Genomic DNA, 19,184 nt, shown 5'->3' with positions numbered 1-19,184 from the left:
GTTATAAGACCGACGAGACGGTTTATGTCAACGCGCTCAGCCGCTGGCGCGCGCTGACCGATGCCTCAGATGGTCGGCTCCAGGCCGGACGCTGCGATGGCAAACGCGATATTGGGGGACCAAGATGCCACGCGTTCGAGCCGACAATTACGACGACAAATATCGAGCGATCCTCGACAGTGCCGCGACTCTGTTTGCGAAGGTAGGCTACCCGAGCGCCAAGCTGCAGGATGTCGCCAAGCTGTGCGGCGCGACCAAGTCGATGCTGTATCACTACTTCCCGACCAAGGACGACCTGCTGCTGGCGCTGCTGATCGATCATCTCGAACGTCTTCTGGCGGACATCGACCAAGCGCTCAGTGAAAGCCAATCGCCGGAGGACCAGCTTCAGCGCTTCATCGACGTGTTCGTGACGAAGTCCGCTCAATCGCGGCAACGCCATGTCAGCGCCATGAACGATGCCAAGTTCCTTCCCGCCGAGAAGCGTGCGCAGGTCCTTAAGCTGGAGCGGAAGGTGAGGCGGACGCTCAGCGGATTGCTACGTGCGGTCAATCCTGGGATGCCCGACGAAGTCTATGCGCCCTATGCCATGCTGCTGATCGGAATGCTGAACTGGACCGATCTCTGGTTCCGGCCTGGAGGAAAGATGAAGCCTCGCGAACTATGTGATCGGATCGCACGGCTCTATCTCGACGGCGTTCTGGCCGAGGGGCCGGCTGATCGGTCGCGGGAGCGTGAAGGTTCAACAGCTCGCGGCAGCAAGGCGCGCGCCCGTAAACTCGATCGAAGCTGATAACCGCTGACGTTTGTCACGTAGAAGTCCGCTCCCGGTGGTCTCAGCGATTGACAATTGTTTGCGTTCTATTTATAGACCGACTGTCCGGATTATAAAGAGACGACGGGAGAAGCGCCGATGGACGGTGGTCTGCACAGCCCTTGGGAAACCCTCATTCGGCCAGGAATGGTTCATGGCTCCCTCTATTCGGACGAAGTGATCTTCAAGGAGGAGCTGGAGAAGATCTGGTTCAAGACCTGGGTCTATGTCGGGCACGAAAGCGAGGTGCCCAACACTAACGATTTCGTCACCAAGTCGATCGGCCCGATGCCCGTGCTGATGGTCCGCAATCAGCACGGTGAGATCAACCTGCTGCTCAATCGCTGCCCTCATCGCGGCAACGCGGTCTGCGTGCAGGACAAGGGAAACCGCAAGTCGTTCACCTGCCCGTATCACTCTTGGACGTTCGCGAACGACGGCAGGTTGATGAACTACGCTTTCCCCGAAGGATACGCCGGGACGGACAAGTCAGGACTTGGTCTGGCGAAGGTGCCGCGCGTCGCGAGTTATCGCGGCTTCGTGTTCGCTTCGATGGCGCAGGATGGGCCGTCGCTCGAGGAGCATCTCGGCGGCGCACGCCGAACGCTCGATCAAGCCTGCGAAAATTCGCCGACCAGCGAACTGGACCTCAGCGCCGGCTTCCTGCGGCATCGCGCGCGAGCCAATTGGAAGTTCATCCTGGAGAATGAGTGCGACGGCTATCACCCCGCCTTCGTGCACTCCTCGATCTTCTCGGTCGCCGATAGCGCCATCGGCAGCCTTTATGGGAACGACGCCGTCGCCGTCACGCGTGCGCTCGGCAACGGTCACACCGAGGTCGACCCGCGTCCGGAATTCCGCCGCCGCGATCAACCGATGAGCTGGTTCGGGACCACGGCCGACAAGCTGCCCGAATACACCGCGCAGATGCAGTCGGCCTATGGCGATGAGCGCGCCCGGCAGATCATGATCGACGGGATGCCGCACGTCATGATCTTTCCCAATCTGTTCATCGCCGAAATTCAGATCTTCGTCATTCAGCCGGTCTCGGCAGTCGAGTCGATCCAGCACGTTACCGCCATTCAATTCAAGGACTCGCCGGAGATCAACCGGCGACTCAGGCAACAGACGATGGGGTCCGTGGGGCCGGCCGGCTTCCTGCTCGCTGACGACACCGAGATGTACGAGCGAAACCAACGGGGGCTCGAAATTCGCGCGCCGGAGTATCTCTATTTGAAGCGCGGCGAGCATCGAGAACGGCGCGACGAGGACGGCTTCCTCATTGGGCATTCGACCGACGATCTTCCGTCGCGGGAGATCTGGAAGCACTACCGCGCACTGATGGAGGCCTGCTGATGGATGCCGAGACGAGCGAACGCCCTGCGGACAATATCCTGAAGCAGTGGACGGGCCGGGATCTGAGCTACGCCACCGAGGTCGACGCCGACCTCCATCATGAAGTGAGCCAGTTTCTCTATCGCGAGGCGCGCCTGCAGGACACGCATGAATACGATGCGTGGGAGGCGCTGTGGACCGACGACGCGGTGTATTGGGTGCCCGCCAACGGCGCCGACACCGACCCGGAACGGCAGATGTCGCTGATCTACGACAATCGATCCCGGATCGCGCTCCGTGTGCGTCAGTTGAAAACGGGACGCCGCCATTCGCAAACCCCGCCATCGCAGCTCGCGCGCATCATCGGCAATGTCGAATTGTTGCAGTCCGAGGGGCAGGACATCGGCGTCGCCTGCAACAGTCAGATCTTCGAGACCAATCTGCGTGGAGATACGATGTGGGCGGCGCGCTGCTGCTACCGACTCCGTCGGCAGCAAGGCGCTCTCAAGATCGTCTACAAGAAGGTCGTGCTGGTGAATAACAACAAGCCTATCTACACGATCTCCTTTCTGATCTGATCGGACGGCCCGATCTTTCCCGTCGTTGCGCGGCAGGAGGGCGATATCCCTGCGCGGTCCGATGTGACGGGAAGGCTACATTGATAAGCAGCGGCGTTCGCCGACCCGGCGGACATCGCGGCGCAAGATAAAGACCGACGCGTCGGTCTAATAAATGAGCCCCGGCAAGAGGGCTGATGATCGCGGAGCCGGTCCGCCAGGTCCCGAGCTCGCGTGATCGATTCGAGGGAGGACGACAAGATGAAGCTCAATTTGACCGATGGACTCCATCGCCAGATGCGGTCGGCACCTGACGCGGTGGCGACGACCTTCGGCGATCGGCGCCGAACCTGGCGAGAGCTCGCGGACCGCACCGCGCGTCTCGCCGCGGTGCTGCAGCAGATCGGCATGGCGAAAGACGATCGCGTCGGGATGCTGGCGCTGAATTCCGACCATTATCTCGAATACATGCTCGGCGTCTGGTGGGGTGGCGGCGCCCTCAATCCGGCGAATACGCGATGGAGCGCGGCCGAGGTCGCGTTCTCTCTGGACGATTGCGACACCCATATCCTGCTGGTCGATGATCACTTCCTGTCGTGGTGCAACGATCTTCGTACGCTGAGCCGATCGCTGCGGACGATCGTTTATGTCGGCGACGGTGAGGCTCCCGACGGCGTGCTGCACGCCGAACAGCTGATGCGCGCCGCGCAGCCGGCCGAAGATGCGCGGCGGGGAGGCGATGATCTCGCGGGCGTGTTCTACACCGGCGGCACCACCGGGTTTCCGAAGGGCGTGATGCTGAGTCACAACGCACTTCTGGGGAACGCGATCTGCAATCTGCTGGACGTCGCCTACGCGTCAGATGAGGTCGTGCTCGCGGTCGCGCCGATCTTTCACCAGGCCGGCATGTGCATCCTCATCCGGGCATTGGTGCGCGGGTGCAGGACCGTTTACGTGGAGGCGTTCGAGCCCTCAGTCGTGCTGCGTGCCATGGCGAAGGAACGCGTCACCTTCACGCTGCTTGTGCCGACCATGCTGCAGCGTCTGATCGAACATCCGGGGTTCGGCGAGTTCGACCTCGGCAGCCTGCGCAAGATCGTTTACGGCGCTTCCCCGATTAATGAGGAACTGCTCGGTCGACTTCTGCAGGCGCTGCCTCACGTCGACTTCTATCAGGGCTACGGCATGACGGAGACCGGAGGGCCGTACACGGTGCTGCCGCCACATTGTCATCGCTCGCACAACGCCGCCGACAAGGCGCGGCTGCGCTCCGCCGGACGCCCGGCGTGGGGCATCGAGATGCAAATTCAGGGCATGGACGGCGTCGAGGCCGAGGTGGGAACGGTGGGAGAGATCGTCGCCCGCGGCATCGGCGTGATGATCGGCTATTGGAATCGCGAGCGGGAAACTAACGACGCCTTTCGCAACGGCTGGCTGCGGTCCGGCGACATGGGCTACGTCGACGACGAAGGATATCTGTTCATCGTGGATCGCCTCAAGGACATGATCGTCTCCGGCGGTGAGAACGTCTATTCCGCCGAGGTGGAGAATGCGCTGGCGCGTCATCCGGCGATCGCGAGTTGCGCCGTGATAGGCATTCCCAGCGCGCGGTGGGGCGAGCAGGTGCATGCCGTCGTCGTTCTGCGAGTGGGTGCCGAGGCGACGTCGGCAGAATTGCGCGAGCATTGCCGCCAATACATCGCCGGTTACAAATGTCCGGTGAGCGTCGAATTCCGCGACGCCTTGCCGACGTCGGCGGCCGGCAAGCTGCTGAAGCACGAGCTGCGCGGCCCGTACTGGGAGGGACGCGATCGCGCCGTAGGGTGATCGCGCCGGAGGGCCGTCGCACCGGCCCTCCCACTATAACAAAGCTCACCGCATTCGCCCCGTGGAGAGAGGCCGTCCATGCAAGTCAGAACTCGTGCGGATCTCGCGCGCTCGTTGTACGACGCGCTGTCTCGCGGAGACCGTCAGCAGCTCGATCAGCTTCTGCATCCGGAATTCGTCGGAGAAATCGCCGAGGGCATGCCGTTCGACATCGGCGGCACGCACGATGGCGCGGCTGCGATGCGTCGGAATGGTTGGGGCGGAATCGCCCGGCATTTCGAAGCCCGCGCCGAGCCGGACAGCTTCCGCGAGATCGGCGCCGACGGATTGTTGGTGACTGGTCGTTACCGCGGACGCGGGAGAAGCGGCGGGCCGCTCGACGCTGCGTTCGCGCATATCTTGACGTTCGACGGCGAGCAGATCCGCGCGCTTCGGCAATACACCGACACGGCGCGTTGGCGCGATGCAGCCGGAGCGTCGAGCGCAGTGCAGCTCGACATTGTCGAAGGCATCGCCACGCTTCGGTTGAACCGCCCGGATCAGGGCAACGCCATCAACGAAGCGATGGCGTCGGACTTGAACGCGGCCGTGAAGACGATCGCCGATGCGAGCGGGGTTCGCGCCATCGTCATGGCGGGGGCAGGGGCGAATTTCACCGTGGGCGGGGATGTGGCGTTGTTCGCCGGCACCGAGCCCGATCGATTGCCCGGACGTTTGCGCTCGATGATCGATGCATATCATCTGGCGATCGAGAGGTTGACGAGCTTCGATGCGCCTGTCATCGCAGCCGTTCGGGGCGCTGCCGCAGGGGGAGGCTTAGGCCTTCTCTATGCCGCCGACATCGTGGTCGCAGCCCATGATGCCCGGTTCGCGCTCGGCTATGCGGCGCTGGGGCTGACGTCGGACGGTGGCAACACCTGGTTTCTGCCCCGGATGGTCGGCATGCGCCGGGCGCAAGAGCTCTTCCTGCTGAACCGCCGTCTGACCGCCGACGAAGCGCTCGCTTATGGCATCGTCAGCCGGGTCGTGGCTGATGGCGAAGTGGAAAGCGAAGTCTTCGGTCTCGCCAAGAAGCTCGCCGCCGGGCCGACCAAGGCGTATGGCGCGATGCGCCGTCTGCTTCGCCAATCCCACGAAACCAGTCTGAGGGAGCAACTCGGCGACGAATGCGAGTCCATCGTCCTCGCCGCGCGAACCGATGACGCGCGGGAGGGAGTGGTGGCGTTCGCCAACAAGCGACGTCCTGATTTCCGCGGCCGGTGAGCCAGCCGCCATGACCGCCAGGTCATCTCGCCTGTCTCGTGTTCGTGCTGAATCTCTTGCGCGGGCCAGCTCGCAGCTTTGAGCAGTCCGGTCGTCCGTTCGATAATGATTGCGCTGGCCGCCCGGCGCGCGTAACGGAGGCCCGAACAGGCAACCCGTCCGACTCGCCGTCGGACGGCCCGAAAGGCTGGAATGGCGCGCACCCGCTCAGAAAATTACGACGACATCCAGAACGGAATTCTGACCGTCGCTTGCGAACTATTCGCCCGCCAGAGTTATATGCGGGCGTCGATCGCCGAACTCGCGGACGCCTGCCGGCTGTCCCGCGGAGCTCTCTATCACTACTTCCAATCCAAGGAAGCGATCCTGTTCGCGATCCTGGATGCCCATGTGCGGCGCATGATCGCGGATGTCGAGGATGCGATCGCAGCCGAGACGGATACGCTCGCTCAGTTTCGCGCCGCGATCCGCGCGATCGTCGAACTCAATGCCCGTTCGCCCAACGAGCAGCGGCTGATCCTCAACGATATGGCGTTTCTCAGCGAAGCCGAGCAGACGTCGATCAAATCGTTGGAGCGACAGATCGTCGATATCATTTCGGAGCTTCTGATCCGATTGGACAAGCAGCGCAAGATCGCGAAGCGGACAAAAACCGTTTACACGATGATGCTGTTTGGCATTCTCAACTTCAGCCACACGTGGTTCGATCCGGCCCGTGGACTAAGCCCGACCGAGTTTGCCGACACCATCGTGGATCTTTTCCTTTATGGGTTTACGAGCCCGGCTGCGGGCGGGGGTGAGTGACAGGGGCTGCGCATCCACGTGTCGCTGACAGATTGCATGTTGGGCCCTCTGGTCTACGACCATGCAAGATGCGCAGTTTTCGATCGCCCTGATACATCCAGCCTATGGGCCGTGACGACGGTCGGCCTGCACACCGAACAGACATTTGCGAGCTGCTCGGCTGGGACGACGGCGCGGCCGGTGAGTTTGACGGCGGGTGTATTCGGGGCGGCGCCGCGCGACCAGCCTCGGACGCGGGACGGCGCGACCGCCGCCCCGATGAACCTCTCGTCAGGCCGTCAACGCGCCATCCGTTGAGATTTCGAGCCCCACATGCACAGGCTGGACGGCTCGAATCCGAACTGGCGCGGACGGTGCGTGGCTTCATCCTCGATCTCGTCGACGCCGACCGAATATTCGAACACCATTCCGTCCGGCCCCTTGAAGTAGAGGAAGCGGGCGCCTGACGTCGGATGACGTCCCGGGCCGAACACGATCGGAACGCGCTGCTCGGACAGGTGATAATAGGAGCGCAACACGTCGTCGTTGCTCTGCACCTGATGATTGATGTGCTGGATGCCGGGCCCGGCGGCAGGCGCCAGCGCGACGGTGTGATGGATGGCGTTGACGCGCATCAACGCGATGTCGCCGATCCGGTCACTGACACGCGCGTTGCAGACCTTGGTCCAGAACGCCTCATCGCGGCGCGGGTTGGTCGAGTTGAGGCCGACGTGGCTGAAGCCGGTGATGCCGGCATCGCGCGTCGGGAAATATCGGCGGCCGAGGCGCTCCGGCCGCACCACCAGTTCGATGCTGTTGCCGCTCGGATCCTTGAATCCGATGAAGGCCTTCACCTTGCGCACCGCGCACTCGGACTCGGTGCCGACGTGAACCGGATGACCGATCGTTTCCAGGGTCGTGGCCGCGGAGGATAGCTCGTCCTCGTCGGCAATTTCGAATCCCAGCGTCTGTTCCGACGGATCGCCGTCGTAGTAGCACAGCGTGTGGGCGCGATCGTCGGACCGCAGATGTAGCGCCTTGCCGGATCGCTCGGCGACCTGCAGGCCGAGGCAGGACGTCGCGAAGGATTCAGCGTCTTCGAGATCGGGCGTACCGAGACGCGCATAAGCGACGTCCTTGAGTTCGATCATGGTCGTGTCCTTTCAGTATCAGCCCACCAAGCGGCGAAACTCGGGGATCTCCGAGCCGTCACTTCCCCATTCGCAAAGCGACGACGGCACGGGCGAGAACTGCCGGCAGCGGTGCCTGGCGGTGATGTCGTTCATGCCGTAGCCGTAGGAAAAGACGTGGCCCTCCGGCCCCGCGAACCGCACGAACATCTGGCCCGAAGCCGGCTCGCGGCCGGGGCCGTGCAGAATCTTGATCTGCCGCTCCTGGGCGAAATAGTGGTTCTGCATGATCGCGTCTAAACTCTCGACCGCGTAGCCGACATAGACCAGCCCGGCGCGGTCGGACGGGTACAGCACGATGCGATGATGCTTTTCGTCGATCTTGATGTAGGCGGCGTCGCCGGCCCAATCGCTCACGCGGGCGCCGAGGATCGCCGTCCACAGCTTCAGATCCTCCGCCACGTTGCGGCTGCGTAGCCCAACGTCCTGCAACCCGGTCACGCCGGCATCGCGGCTGGGAAAGTAGCGTCGTCCGCTGACCAATGGGCGACTGACCAGATCGATCGCGTTTCCGCTGGCATCTCGGACCAGCAGTGCCTGCCGCACGGCGCGCCGGTGGCAATCGTCATCGCTCGCGACCTTGACCTCGAAACCTGCGGCCCGGATCGCGTCGCCGATCGGCTCCAGTTCATCCGTCAGCAACTCGATGCCGATCACGACAGGTTCGCTGTCGTCGGACAGGCAAAGCGTATGAGCGCGCTGGTCGGATCGAAACAGATGACAGCCCAGGTCGTTCGGCACCGGCTGCAAGCCGAGAATGTCGCTGGCGAAGGCGGCGGCGGCGGCGGGTTCGCGCAGGCCCAGCCGGACGTAGCACAGCTTCATCTCGGGACCGCCGTCTGTCGGAACTGGTGCCATCACGAACCACGTTTCTTCGAGGAGGGCGCCAGCTCGCTGTCGAGATAGTGCCGCAGGATGCTGTGCCAGAGCTTGAGCAGATGACTGAATTGCTCGGGATCGCGCTGCAGCAACATGCGCACGGAGAAGCCGCGGACCACGCTGAGCGTCAGGGCGAGCACGTTTTCGGCCACCTGCTTGGGAATGCCTGTCGCCACCAGCGCCTCGATCCACGCCGCCTCGACCGAGAAGCGGCTCGTGCGCGACGTCTGGAACGTCTCCCGCTTCAGGACCCGCGACTCGGCGTCCGCACTCATCGCGATCGCCAGTTCGATAAAGAAGTAATCGCCGAAGTAGAAGTCGTGGGCGTCCTCGATGATGCCCTTGATCGGATCCTTGTCGGCTCGCTTCGCAAGCGTCGCACGCCGGGCGCTCTCGACGCGCGAGATCTCGTTGACGTGGCGGATCACGGCCACCACCAGATCGTGCTTGCTCTTGAAATGGTGCATCAGCGCGCCGCGCGACACGCCGGCGAGCTCCGCCACCTCTACCGTCCGCAGTCCGCTCAGGCCGTTGGCCCGAACCAGCTTGATGGCTGCCTCGATCAGCTGGGTCCGCGTCGTTTCGCTGCGCTCCGCCTGGGTCCGCCGCGGTGCGTAGCTGGCGCCGGTCGAACTGTTTCGCCTGGACTGCAGTTTCTGACGTGGCGGGGAGGCCGACAGCGATTGGGAACGTGGCCGCGTCGATCGCGGCTTATCGGGATTCGACATAGACATTTCCATTGGCAATTTTGACGGTGTAAGTCTTCAGCGCAACGGTGCAGGGCATGCCGGTGGCGCGACCGTCGGTAACGTCAAACGTGCCGAAGTGCCAAGGACATTCCACCGTCGTCCCTGTGAGGATCCCCTCCTCCGAGAGCGACGCCTCGCCGTGGCTGCACAGGTCGGCGGTTCCATAAAGCGTGCCGTCGACATTGTAGATCGCGACGACTGTGCCGTCGGGCAATGTCGCCGGCCGGATCTCCCCCTCTGGAAAGTCCGACATGGTGCCGACCTGGATGTCGGTGGATGCGATCGTGTTCATAGCATCGTGCTTCCGCCGTTGACGCTGATCACCTGGCCGGTGACGAACGACGCCTCCTTCGATGCCAGATAGGTCACCATCGAGGCGATCTCATCCATCTCGCCGGGCCGCTGCATCGGAACGACATCGACGAACTTCTTGATCAGGTGAGGGACCGTCGCGGACGCCTGCTGCACCTGGGGTGTATTGACGATGCAGGGCGCGACGACGTTCACCGTGATGCCGCTGGTGGCGAATTCGCGGGCGAGGCCGGTCGCCATCGCATGCACGCCGCCCTTGGCGGCATTGTAGGCGGCGTGGTCCCAAAGGCCGTTACGGACCGAGTCGGCGCCGATATTGACGATGCGCCCATAACCCTTCGCCTTCATGATCGGCACCGCGTGCCAGGTGCACCACAGCGCGGTCCAGAGGTTGCGGTCCACGGTGGTCCGCAATGTGTCCGGCGTGTGATCCAGGAATGGCTTGATGATGCCGCCGCCGGCGTTGTTGACCAGGATATCGATCGAACCGTGCAGTTCGACGGCATCGCCGATCAGCTTGCCGGCGACGTCCTCCTTCGCCAGGTCGCCGACATGGATCATCGGTTTGCGGTGGCCCGCCGCAGCCAGCGCATCGGCGCTGGCTGTTAGTTTGGCGCCGTCGATGTCGGACAGCACGAGCGCTGCGTCCTGTTCGGCAAAGTGGCGGGCGATGACCGCGCCGATGCCGCTGGCGGCACCGGTCACGACCACGACCTGTCCGGAGAAGCGATCCGTCATCCGCCGGCTCACAACACGATCGAGATGCGGCCGCTCGGCCGCAGGCCGTCTCCGGCCAACAGGCAGCGCTTGTCGCGAATCTGCAGCCGGTCCCCATCGAGTCGCAACCGATAGTTCGCCGTGCCGAAATACACGTCGGTGGTGCCATCCTTGGTGCGATAGGTCTGGAACTTGGCGCTCACCCGCAGGCTGTCGTCGTCGCTCTCGCAGATCCGGACGTTGCCGATCAGACGACTGGTCTTGGAGTGCGGGAACTCGGCATGTGCGGTGCGCTTCATCAGCCGCTTGACGCGCTCGCCGAGCCGGAACCGGTCGTCGGCGATGTAGAACAGGCTGACGTCGGACGACGCATCGGCCGGCAGGTCGGTGCACGGCACCTCGTAGGTCGCGTCGTCGGTGAACAGTTCGAGCCACTCCGGCAATCGCCACTGATCCAGCAGATCAGCCTCGTGAAACAAAAAGTCTTCGACCTTGCTGCGTTCGATCGTGTTCATGGCCATCCCTCCTTACGCCGCCACGCCTTTGAGGCTGGGCACCGGCTCCGGAAACATCATGGCGTTCCAGCGCGTCCAGAAGGCGCGCATCTGCAACTCGTCATTGTGCGCGGGGCGATCTTTGCCCATGCCCTTGGAGATGTCGTTCCACTGCGCTTCCTTGGCGTTGTTGAAGCCGCGCTGGCAGTGCTCGAGCGCCTCGGCATCGTCAGGTGTCGCGAAGCCGCCGGGTCCGAGAAACTCCAGGAAATTGTTCAGTCGATATTTGCGGGCCCAAGCCGACTCGTCGTTCGGTCCGAGCGCCCAGGCGCTGATCAGCATGTAGTCGGGCGCGATCGGGAAATAGGTCCGCACCGTCAAGGCCATGATGTCGTTGACGACCAGATTGGGGAAGATGAACAGGTTACGGTTCTTGAGCGCGATGCGGTCGGCGCGTTCGCGACCGTGGCGCTCGGTCAGCGTCCGGTGCAGCTGCTCGATCTCACGCTTGCCGTCCTCGCCCCATGACGGGATCCATTGGGCGACCGGGCGGCCCCACGGCGCGGCGTATTCCAGCACGGCGTGACCATTGCCGAGATCGTAGCCGTAACCACCGCCCATGCCGCCGGACAGGCCGTCGGTGGTGTTCATCAGGTAGTCGAAGTAGCTCGCATGAGTGGTGACCGCGTGATAGCCGTCGATGCTGTTTTCGGTCAGCAGCTTCCAGTTGGCGCGGATTGAGTATTCCTGGGTGCCGCCGATGATCGACAGCCCGGCATCGGCCTGGTCGCACACCAGATCGAGATATTCCTTGGCGCCGGCCAAATAGTCGACGAGGGGAACGATGTCCTTGTCGAACGCGACGAAGCAGAAATCGCGATAGATCTCGAACCGCGGCACCGGCTGCATGTTCGAAGAGTCGCGCTGCTTGAAATCCGCAGCGTAAGATTCTTCGCCGGGCTGGCTGCGGAGCTTGCCGTCGGCACCGAACACCCAGCCGTGGTAGAAGCACTGGAAGGATTTGGCGTTGCCCTTCCGCTCGCGGCAGACCTGTGCGCCGCGGTGCGGGCAGGTGTTGAGCAGCGCGCGCAGCGTGCCCTTGCTGTCGCGGCTCAGCAGGATGCTGCGGCCCGCAACCGTGCGGCTGATGAAATCGCCGGGCTTGGGTAGCTCCGAGGCGTGGCCGAGATACAGCCAGCAATGTTCGAAGATGCGGTCTTTCTCCGCACGGAAGATGTCCGGATCGGTGAAGTTGCGCCGTGCGACCTTGAAGGTCTTCTCAGCCTGATCGATCAGGATAGCGGGATCGCTTTGATGTTGCATGGTTTCCTCCTCCTTGGGACGGCCCTTCTTCAGGCGAGGGCGCGCTTCAAATCGAAATTCGGGTTGGCGAGTGCGGCGGGGTCGACCTTCTTGCGCGATGCCACGAGGCGGCGCAGCATCGCCATGTCCTTGGCGTTGTTCACGCTGACCGCGCCGACGACTTCGCCATCCCGGACGCTGATCGCGCTGAAGCGGGCCGATCCGGCATCGCCGCGGATGATCTCGTTGGCGCAGGCCGGATGGCCGACCACCTGAATGTTCGCGTCGAACTGATCCGACCAGAACCAGGACGGCGCTTCGTAGCGGCTGTCGAGACCGACCATCGCCCGTGCGGTCGCGATCGCCTGGTTCTGCGCGTTGGCCCAATTTTCCAGACGCAGCCAGCGATCGTGGCAGGCGCTCCATTGCTCGGCGACGTCGCCGGCGGCGAAGATGTTGTCGCATTCGGTCGCGCCACGGGCGTCGACACGAATACCCTGCACGCCAGCGAGGCCGATCTGCTGCGCGAGCTCGCCGGCGGGCTCGACGCCGATGCCGACGACGATAACGTCAGCATCGACGACGCGGCCGTCCGCGAGCATGAGACCGCTGGCGTGGTGATCGGAAAGCTCTGCCTTGCAAAGGACGGCGGCGCCGCGCTTGACGAACATGTCGTGCGCGAACCGGCTCAGCGATGGCGAGCCGATCTGTGGCAGCAGGTGGTCGGCGCGCTCGATGATGGTGACCTTGCAGCCGCGTGACAGTGCAGCAGCCGCAACTTCGAGGCCGATCACGCCGCCGCCGACGAGCGCCACGCGATGTCCTTCGACCAGCTGCGGTCGCAGCGTGAGCGCATCATCGATGCCGCGCAGATAGTGCACCGCAATCGTCGCGCCCTCGAGCGCGGCGAGTCGTCGCGGCCGTGTGCCGGTGGCGATCAGCAGACGGTCGAAGCCGACGTCATCGCCTCCGGACAGCGCGAGCTTGCGCTGACCAAGATCGATCGTCACCACACGCGTGCCGGTGCGCAGCGTCACGCCAAGGTCCGACCATTCCTGAGTGGTTCGGATGAATGCCGCGTCGGCCTGCTGATCGAGCAGCATTTTCTTGGAGAGTTGCGGCCGTTCGTAGGGCGGATGAGGCTCGTCGCCAATCAACGTCACCGCGCCGCGATGACCGGCGGCGCGGAGTGCCTCGGCTGCGCGTGCGCCGGCTTGACCGGCGCCGACGATGACGATGCGTGACTCGAGAAGATCCACGTAGTTTCCTCCGACGCGCCCGGCGCTGCTATCAGCGCTCTTGCGAATGCTCTTGACACGCAAACTAGAAACAATCATTCCTGTTTGTAAAGTGAATTCGTCGATGGCGATGTGCAAACGTCGGGCGGCGGAAAAACACAATGGGATGAAACCGGGGAGGCGCGCCTTGAGCGTGATCGATGCCCATACGCATGTCGTGCCCGCACGACTTCCGCCTGACCCCGCGCGCGATCGCCGCTGGCCGAGCGTGGAGATCGCCGGCGACAACGGCGTGGTCATGATCGCCGGCAAGGTCTTCCGCAAGCTCGATCACCGCTCGTGGGACGTCGCAAAACGCCTGGCGGACATGGACCGCGACGATATTGCGGTACAGGTGCTGTCGCCGATGCCGGAATTGCTGTCGCACTGGCTTCCGCCCGACGATGCCGAGCATCTCGGTGATATCATCAACGATCACATCGCCGACATGATCGCGCAGGCACCGCAGCGCTTCGCCGGGATCGGCATGGTGTGCGTGCAGGACATGCCGCGTGCACTGCGGCAACTCGATCGCCTCAAGGCGCTCGGACTGAACGGCATCGAGATCGGCACGCATATCGACGGCGTCGCGCTGGGGGCCGAGGTCCTACATCCGCTGTACGAAGCCGCTGAGGCGCTGGATCTTGCGATCATGATCCATCCGCTGCATCCCGCCGGGGTGGAGCGCGTTGCGGCAGGTCCGGAATTTGCGGCCACGACGGTGTTTCCGTTGGAGACGGCGCTCGCCGCGGCGTCTCTGCTCGCGGCCGACGTGCCGGGCAAGTACCCGACGCTGCGGGTGATGCTCAGTCACGGAGGGGGCGCGCTGCCGTGGATCCTGCCGCGCATGGATCACAGCTGGTCGCTTGGCGGCGACATGCGCAAACGGATGCCGTTGCGGCCGTCCGAGGCGGCGCGCCGCTTCTACTACGACTCCGTCGTCTACGATCCGGCCGCATTGCGCTTTCTCGAGGCGGCGGTCGGCACCGATCGCATCGTCGTCGGCTCGGACTACCCGTTCGCGATCGAGCAAAAACAGCCCGCTCACTTCGTCCGCGAGGCATTGCCTCACAACGGCGACGCCCTCTGCAGCAACGCGCTGGCGCTGCTGGGGCGCAGCAAAGATCAGGACACATCGCATGAATCTCGTCGTCCCGCTACCGCCGCCGTCGGAGAGGCATGACCCCATGGTGTTGTGCCGCTCGATTTCCCAGATGGCGCTGTTCGGCCCCATTCCGCCGCGCACGCCCGGTCGTTCCGACGCCCAGGTGCCGATCGATGCCAGTCTTGGCGACTGTCGATACGCTCGCGTTCCGTACGTCTATTTCTACTGTGAGGGCGCGGCCGACGACGTTGCCTTCGGCCTGCTCGACGTCGAAATTTGCGTGCAGCGCCGTGCGTCCAACCATTATGTGCTGGAGGCCTACGCGATCGGCGACGGCTATCACAGCGGGCGCGGATCGTCGGCGGGGTCTGCGTTGCAGATCGAATTGCTGTCGCAAGCCGGCGTGGTGACGACCAGCGCGTGGTCGTATCCGGATGTCCTTTCCGGCCACATGGATCCGCTGACGCTTGCGCATCCGATCGAACTCAGCGACGACCAATTCAAGTCGTTGCACGCCGTGCGCCTGCCGTCCGTCACTGCTGAGGTGACGATATGTCTATAGCGAGCGGCGGCGACGCCGCCGTCGTGCTCGGAGAGCAACGCGTCGCCCGGCGGGATCTTGTCGACCGAGGAGCGCGGGCGGCATCGGCGTTGGCCTCGGCTGGTGTTCGTGAAGGCGACGCGATCGCGCTGCTGCTGCAGAACGACCCGGTCTACTTCGAGCTCATTCACGCGGCGGCGTTGCTCGGCGCCTATGTGGTGCCGCTGAACTGGCACAGCAGCGCCGACGAAATCCGCTACATTCTCTCCGATTGCACGCCGGGCGCGCTGATCGGGCATCGCAGTCTTCTCGATGCCGCCGCTGGTGCGATTCCGGACAGCCTGGCTACCTTCGTCGTCCAACACCCAGGCGGGGCCGCAGTCTCCGACGTCGATGACTGGCCTTGGAGATCCTGGGAGCATTTTCGCGACGGCTTTTCGGCCTGGTGCGAGCCCGCCCGCGCGCCGCGCGGCACGATGATCTACACCTCGGGCACCACCGGCCGGCCGAAAGGCGTGCGACGCCAGCCGATGACCGCCGAGCAGTTCGCGCATAATTCGGCGCTGCTGAAGCTGATCTACGGCATCGAGACAGGAATGCGGGCCTATGTGTGCGGGCCGCTGTATCACGCTTCGCCTGGCGCGTTCGCGCGCCAGGCATTCCAGCACGCCGAACTCGTCGTGCTGCAGCACGGCTTCGATCCGGAGGACTTGCTGCGCACCGTGGCGCAGCACCGGATCACGCACCTGACCATGGTGCCGACGATGTTCGTGCGCCTGCTGCGCCTCAGCGAGGAGGTGCGCAGTCGCTACGACGTGTCGTCGATCAAATGGGTCACCCACACCGGCGCGGCGTGCCCGCCGGAGGTGAAGCGGCAGATGATCGCGTGGTGGGGGCCGGTCATCTACGAGACCTACGGTGCCACCGAGACCGGCCCGGCGATCGGCTGCAGCTCGCAGGAATGGCTGGCGCATCCCGGCACGGTCGGCCGCGCGATGGCCGGCACGACGGTGCGGATTTACGACAAGCAGGGCGCGCCGGTCGGCGCCGGCGAAGTCGGCGAAATCTATCTTCGGACCCAGGCGTATTCCGATTTCACCTATCACAATCGGTCGGAACAGCGCCGCGAGATCGACCGCGACGGGCTCGTGACCTGTGGTGACGTCGGTTATCTCGACGCCGACGGTTACCTGTTCATCTGCGATCGCAAGCGCGACATGGTGATCTCCGGCGGCGTCAACATCTATCCGGCCGAGATCGAAAGCGTGCTGGTCAATTGTCCTGGTGTCCGCGACTGCGCGGTGTTCGGCGTGCCGGACGAGGAATTCGGTGAGTGCCTGGTCGCGGCGGTCGAGCCTGACGACGATCGACAGGTCACGCCGGCAAAGGCGATGGAATTCCTGCAGCGCCACGTCGCCCGCTTCAAGATTCCCAAGCGCTTTCTCATGCTCGACGCGCTGCCGCGCGAAGCGAGTGGGAAGCTGCTCAAGCGGAAACTGCGCGACGCCTATCTGCAAGGTGCCCGCATCCATTAAGCGCCGAATGGCAAGAGGAGAGAGACGGTGGACTTCAAAGGCAAACAGGTCGACGTGTTGGGGGCTCGCACGCACTACTATGACGTAGGGCAGGGCGAAGCGACGATCCTGATTCATGGCGGCGGCCCGGGCGCGTCGGGTTTGAGCAACTACCGCAAGAATATCGAAGCGCTCGCCGCCAAGCGGCGCGTCATCGTCTTCGATCTGCCGGGCTATGGGCAGACGGAGGGTAAGCTGAAGGACGGCGCGATCTACGAGGTCCTGGGAGAGTTCACCCGGGCGTTCATGGATGCGATCGGCGTCGACAAGGCCAGCTTCGTCGGCAATTCGCTCGGCGGCGGCACCTCGCTGACGGTCGCGCTGCGTGCGCCCGAGCGGGTCAACCGGTTGGTGCTGATGGGCACCGGCGGCAGCCAGGCGGTGTTCTCGCCGATGCCGACCGAGGGCTTGATGCGAATGGCGCGCTTCAACGCCGGCAGCGGTCCGAGCATGGAAAAGCTGAAGGCGGTGCTGGACCTGCTCGTCTACGATCAGTCGACCATCACCGAGTCTCTGATGAAGGAACGGCTCGAAGCGGCTTCGCGATCCGACACCATCGATATCTTCAAGCGGCCGGGGCTCGACCTGTGGCGCGAAGATCTGGCTTCGCTGAAGCATCGCACGCTGATCGTGTGGGGGCGCGAGGATCGCGTGGTGCCGTTCGACTCCAGCTTCATCCTGCTGAAGTCGATCCCTAACGCGCAACTTCACGTCTACCCGAAGTGCGGCCACTGGGCACAGTGGGAGAAAGCGGACGAGTTCAACGCCCTGGTTGCCGACTTCCTCGACCGTCCCTGAGGGAGCGGTGACGTGCGCATCACCGTGTGAGCGGACGAAGTCACGGCTTCTCCATCACACGGTTGTCGTAAGCGTCGCAACATCGAGCTGATGCCGCTCGCGGCTCAGCAGCAGTCCCGCTTCAAGGACCGAGCGCGGCCGTCAGCCCGGCGACTGCCGCCCGTCTGTCCCGCGACGACGACGAAGTCTGCGCGTCAGGCTTCGCACAAGTGTCCGTCTCGTCTGTCTAGATCAGCTTAACGCGGCAGCGAACGAGACGGAAAGATTGCGCTCCAAACGTGCAACGACAACAACATGAGGGAGAAACGACATGAAGGCCATCTCACGACGAGCCGCGCTTGCCGGCCTGGGCGCGACTGCCCTGGCGCTGAACGGCTCGCGCGCCCGCGCGGCGTCCAAATACAGTCCCGGCGTCACCGATACCGAGATCAAGCTCGGCACCACTGCGCCTTATAGCGGACCCGCGTCGAGCTATGGCATCTATGGCCAGGCGCAGACCGCGTATTTCAAGATGATCAACGACAATGGCGGCATCAATGGCCGCAAGATCAATCTGATTTCGCTGGACAACGCCTTCTCGCCGCCGAAGGCGGTGGAGCAGACCCGCAAGCTGGTGGAGTCCGACGAAGTCTTCGCCATTGCGGGATTCTTGGGAACCGCCGCCAATGCCGCCGTTCAGAAGTATCTCAACGGCAAGAAGGTGCCGAACCTGTTTCTGACGTCCGGCGCCGAGCGCTTCAACGATCCCAAGGAATATCCCTGGATCATCCCATTCTATCCGCTCTACGTCGCCCAAGGCGCGGCCCTCGGCGCGTACGTCCTCAAGGAGAAGCCAGACGCGAAGATTGCGGTTCAGTATCTCAACGACGATCTCGGCAAGGATTTTCTGCGCGGGTTCAAGAAAGGTCTCGGGGACAAGGCCAGCCAGATCGTCAAGGAAGTCAGTCACGAGATTACCGAACCGTCGATCGACAACCAGGTCGCCGACTGCAAGGCCGCCGGTGCCGACGTGTTCGTGCAGCTCACCTACTCGAAGTTCGCCGCGCAGGGCATCCGCAAGGTCGCGGCACTCGGCTGGAAGCCGCTTCACATCGTGAACTCGAATTGTAGTTCCGTCGGGGGGACGTTGGCGCCTGCCGGGCTGGACAATGCAAAAGGGCTTGTGTCTGCCTCATGGGAGGCTATCGCCACCGACCCCAACTATCGCGACAAGCAGAGAATTCGGACTTTTGTCGAGTTCATGAAGCAGTATATGCCGACGGTGACTCTCGACGACACCACCGCGACCCCCGGTTACAACAACGCGTATATGATCGAGCAGGTGCTGCGCCGCTGCGGCAACGACCTCACGCGCGAAAATCTGTTGAAGCAGGCGACCTCGCTCCGGGACGAGCAGCCTCCATTGTTCCTCGATGGAATCAAGGTGGGGAATTCGTCGACCGATTACCGGGCGATCCACAACATCCAGATCACGAAGTTCGACGGCGCGAACTGGATGCCGCACGGAGACAAGATCGACCTGAATAACATCGCCTCTTAGCCACACGTGCCGGGCTCCCGTGATCGGGCGCCCGGTCGTTTGTCGTGTCGTCGATTGCTCGCGGATGGCACAAAAGCCGCGCCCGACCGCGAGTATTTCGTCGTCGAAATTCGATGTCCTCGTGAGA

At 63.6% G+C, this 19,184-nt stretch carries 19 protein-coding genes; 11 read left to right on the top strand and 8 right to left on the bottom strand.

Annotation, left to right across the window (positions count from 1 at the left end; translation table 11 throughout):
• Window positions 1-124 precede the first annotated feature (124 nt).
• The 6 genes from IP86_RS20785 (at window position 125) to IP86_RS20760 (ending at window position 6,600) form a co-directional block, all read left to right on the top strand.
• Window positions 125-793 carry a TetR/AcrR family transcriptional regulator gene (locus IP86_RS20785; RefSeq protein WP_054164333.1) on the top strand — a complete coding sequence of 223 codons (669 nt, stop codon included), beginning with the start codon at window positions 125-127 and terminating at the stop codon, window positions 791-793.
• Window positions 794-961: 168 nt separating this feature from the next.
• Window positions 962-2,170: an aromatic ring-hydroxylating oxygenase subunit alpha gene (locus IP86_RS20780; RefSeq protein WP_245290689.1), complete on the top strand. Its 1,209-nt coding sequence runs from the start codon at window positions 962-964 to the stop codon at window positions 2,168-2,170.
• Complete coding sequence (locus IP86_RS20775; protein ID WP_082364154.1) at window positions 2,170-2,727, top strand: aromatic-ring-hydroxylating dioxygenase subunit beta; 558 nt, start codon at window positions 2,170-2,172, stop codon at window positions 2,725-2,727. The genes IP86_RS20780 and IP86_RS20775 overlap by 1 nt, the downstream gene beginning before the upstream one ends.
• A 240-nt stretch (window positions 2,728-2,967) precedes the next feature.
• On the top strand, window positions 2,968-4,533 hold the full coding sequence (locus IP86_RS20770; protein ID WP_054164358.1) for an acyl-CoA synthetase: 1,566 nt from the start codon (window positions 2,968-2,970) through the stop codon (window positions 4,531-4,533).
• 78 nt (window positions 4,534-4,611) lie between these two features.
• Window positions 4,612-5,796, top strand: a complete 1,185-nt coding sequence (locus tag IP86_RS20765; protein ID WP_054164331.1) for an enoyl-CoA hydratase-related protein — start codon at window positions 4,612-4,614, stop codon at window positions 5,794-5,796.
• A 192-nt stretch (window positions 5,797-5,988) separates the two neighbouring features.
• Window positions 5,989-6,600 (top strand): TetR/AcrR family transcriptional regulator, encoded by a 612-nt coding sequence (locus tag IP86_RS20760; protein ID WP_054164330.1) that lies wholly within the window; start codon window positions 5,989-5,991, stop codon window positions 6,598-6,600.
• Between the two features lie 278 nt (window positions 6,601-6,878).
• On the opposite strand, the gene IP86_RS20755 is transcribed toward IP86_RS20760, so the two are convergent.
• Genes IP86_RS20755 through IP86_RS20720 form a run of 8 tightly spaced genes read right to left on the bottom strand, consistent with a single transcriptional unit; the run spans window position 6,879 to window position 13,748 of the window.
• On the bottom strand, window positions 6,879-7,730 hold the full coding sequence (locus tag IP86_RS20755; protein ID WP_054164329.1) for a VOC family protein: 852 nt from the start codon (window positions 7,728-7,730) through the stop codon (window positions 6,879-6,881).
• Window positions 7,731-7,748: 18 nt separating this feature from the next.
• Window positions 7,749-8,627, bottom strand: a complete 879-nt coding sequence (locus IP86_RS20750; protein ID WP_082364152.1) for a VOC family protein — start codon at window positions 8,625-8,627, stop codon at window positions 7,749-7,751.
• Window positions 8,627-9,376, bottom strand: a complete 750-nt coding sequence (locus IP86_RS20745) for a TetR/AcrR family transcriptional regulator (protein ID WP_054164327.1) — start codon at window positions 9,374-9,376, stop codon at window positions 8,627-8,629. The genes IP86_RS20750 and IP86_RS20745 overlap by 1 nt, the downstream gene beginning before the upstream one ends.
• Entirely contained in the window at window positions 9,360-9,689 is a 330-nt protein-coding gene (locus IP86_RS20740; protein ID WP_054164326.1) for a non-heme iron oxygenase ferredoxin subunit, read from the bottom strand. The genes IP86_RS20745 and IP86_RS20740 overlap by 17 nt, the downstream gene beginning before the upstream one ends.
• Window positions 9,686-10,447 carry an SDR family NAD(P)-dependent oxidoreductase gene (locus tag IP86_RS20735; protein ID WP_054164325.1) on the bottom strand — a complete coding sequence of 254 codons (762 nt, stop codon included), beginning with the start codon at window positions 10,445-10,447 and terminating at the stop codon, window positions 9,686-9,688. The genes IP86_RS20740 and IP86_RS20735 overlap by 4 nt, the downstream gene beginning before the upstream one ends.
• Before the next feature lie 8 nt (window positions 10,448-10,455).
• Entirely contained in the window at window positions 10,456-10,941 is a 486-nt protein-coding gene (locus IP86_RS20730; RefSeq protein ID WP_054164324.1) for an aromatic-ring-hydroxylating dioxygenase subunit beta, read from the bottom strand.
• Window positions 10,942-10,953: 12 nt separating this feature from the next.
• The gene (locus IP86_RS20725) at window positions 10,954-12,243 is read right to left on the bottom strand and encodes an aromatic ring-hydroxylating oxygenase subunit alpha (protein ID WP_054164323.1); all 1,290 of its coding nucleotides are present in this window, start codon (window positions 12,241-12,243) and stop codon (window positions 10,954-10,956) included.
• 29 nt (window positions 12,244-12,272) lie between these two features.
• Complete coding sequence (locus IP86_RS20720) at window positions 12,273-13,748, bottom strand: NAD(P)/FAD-dependent oxidoreductase (RefSeq protein WP_197279912.1); 1,476 nt, start codon at window positions 13,746-13,748, stop codon at window positions 12,273-12,275.
• On the opposite strand from IP86_RS20720, the gene IP86_RS20715 reads away from it, so the two are divergent.
• The 5 genes from IP86_RS20715 to IP86_RS20695 all read left to right on the top strand — a co-directional run bounded on the left by IP86_RS20715 (window position 13,654) and on the right by IP86_RS20695 (window position 19,057).
• A complete protein-coding gene (locus IP86_RS20715; RefSeq protein ID WP_245290695.1) occupies window positions 13,654-14,682 on the top strand; it encodes an amidohydrolase family protein in 1,029 nt (342 codons plus the stop codon). The genes IP86_RS20720 and IP86_RS20715 overlap by 95 nt on opposite strands.
• Window positions 14,639-15,166, top strand: a complete 528-nt coding sequence (locus tag IP86_RS20710; RefSeq protein ID WP_156332576.1) for a hypothetical protein — start codon at window positions 14,639-14,641, stop codon at window positions 15,164-15,166. The genes IP86_RS20715 and IP86_RS20710 overlap by 44 nt, the downstream gene beginning before the upstream one ends.
• Window positions 15,157-16,680 carry an AMP-binding protein gene (locus tag IP86_RS20705; RefSeq protein ID WP_054164320.1) on the top strand — a complete coding sequence of 508 codons (1,524 nt, stop codon included), beginning with the start codon at window positions 15,157-15,159 and terminating at the stop codon, window positions 16,678-16,680. The genes IP86_RS20710 and IP86_RS20705 overlap by 10 nt, the downstream gene beginning before the upstream one ends.
• A gap of 27 nt (window positions 16,681-16,707) precedes the next feature.
• Window positions 16,708-17,517, top strand: a complete 810-nt coding sequence (locus tag IP86_RS20700) for an alpha/beta fold hydrolase (RefSeq protein WP_054164319.1) — start codon at window positions 16,708-16,710, stop codon at window positions 17,515-17,517.
• A gap of 310 nt (window positions 17,518-17,827) precedes the next feature.
• Entirely contained in the window at window positions 17,828-19,057 is a 1,230-nt protein-coding gene (locus IP86_RS20695; RefSeq protein ID WP_054164318.1) for an ABC transporter substrate-binding protein, read from the top strand.
• Window positions 19,058-19,184 lie beyond the last annotated feature (127 nt).

The organism is Rhodopseudomonas sp. AAP120 (assembly GCF_001295845.1).
Classification (GTDB): domain Bacteria; phylum Pseudomonadota; class Alphaproteobacteria; order Rhizobiales; family Xanthobacteraceae; genus Rhodopseudomonas.
The sequence above is the reverse complement of the archived record's forward strand: the minus strand, read 5'-3'. Positions and strand labels throughout refer to the sequence as shown.

Excerpts from the sequence above, each read along its gene's own strand:
- IP86_RS20785 (WP_054164333.1), top strand. The coding sequence starts at position 125 with ATGCCACGCGTTCGAGCCGACAATTACGACGACAAATATCGAGCGATC.
- IP86_RS20780 (WP_245290689.1), top strand. The coding sequence starts at position 962 with ATGGTTCATGGCTCCCTCTATTCGGACGAAGTGATCTTCAAGGAGGAG.
- IP86_RS20775 (WP_082364154.1), top strand. The coding sequence starts at position 2,170 with ATGGATGCCGAGACGAGCGAACGCCCTGCGGACAATATCCTGAAGCAG.
- IP86_RS20770 (WP_054164358.1), top strand. The coding sequence starts at position 2,968 with ATGAAGCTCAATTTGACCGATGGACTCCATCGCCAGATGCGGTCGGCA.
- IP86_RS20765 (WP_054164331.1), top strand. The coding sequence starts at position 4,612 with ATGCAAGTCAGAACTCGTGCGGATCTCGCGCGCTCGTTGTACGACGCG.
- IP86_RS20760 (WP_054164330.1), top strand. The coding sequence starts at position 5,989 with ATGGCGCGCACCCGCTCAGAAAATTACGACGACATCCAGAACGGAATT.
- IP86_RS20755 (WP_054164329.1), bottom strand. The coding sequence starts at position 7,730 with ATGATCGAACTCAAGGACGTCGCTTATGCGCGTCTCGGTACGCCCGAT.
- IP86_RS20750 (WP_082364152.1), bottom strand. The coding sequence starts at position 8,627 with ATGGCACCAGTTCCGACAGACGGCGGTCCCGAGATGAAGCTGTGCTAC.
- IP86_RS20745 (WP_054164327.1), bottom strand. The coding sequence starts at position 9,376 with ATGTCGAATCCCGATAAGCCGCGATCGACGCGGCCACGTTCCCAATCG.
- IP86_RS20740 (WP_054164326.1), bottom strand. The coding sequence starts at position 9,689 with ATGAACACGATCGCATCCACCGACATCCAGGTCGGCACCATGTCGGAC.
- IP86_RS20735 (WP_054164325.1), bottom strand. The coding sequence starts at position 10,447 with ATGACGGATCGCTTCTCCGGACAGGTCGTGGTCGTGACCGGTGCCGCC.
- IP86_RS20730 (WP_054164324.1), bottom strand. The coding sequence starts at position 10,941 with ATGAACACGATCGAACGCAGCAAGGTCGAAGACTTTTTGTTTCACGAG.
- IP86_RS20725 (WP_054164323.1), bottom strand. The coding sequence starts at position 12,243 with ATGCAACATCAAAGCGATCCCGCTATCCTGATCGATCAGGCTGAGAAG.
- IP86_RS20710 (WP_156332576.1), top strand. The coding sequence starts at position 14,639 with ATGAATCTCGTCGTCCCGCTACCGCCGCCGTCGGAGAGGCATGACCCC.
- IP86_RS20705 (WP_054164320.1), top strand. The coding sequence starts at position 15,157 with ATGTCTATAGCGAGCGGCGGCGACGCCGCCGTCGTGCTCGGAGAGCAA.
- IP86_RS20695 (WP_054164318.1), top strand. The coding sequence starts at position 17,828 with ATGAAGGCCATCTCACGACGAGCCGCGCTTGCCGGCCTGGGCGCGACT.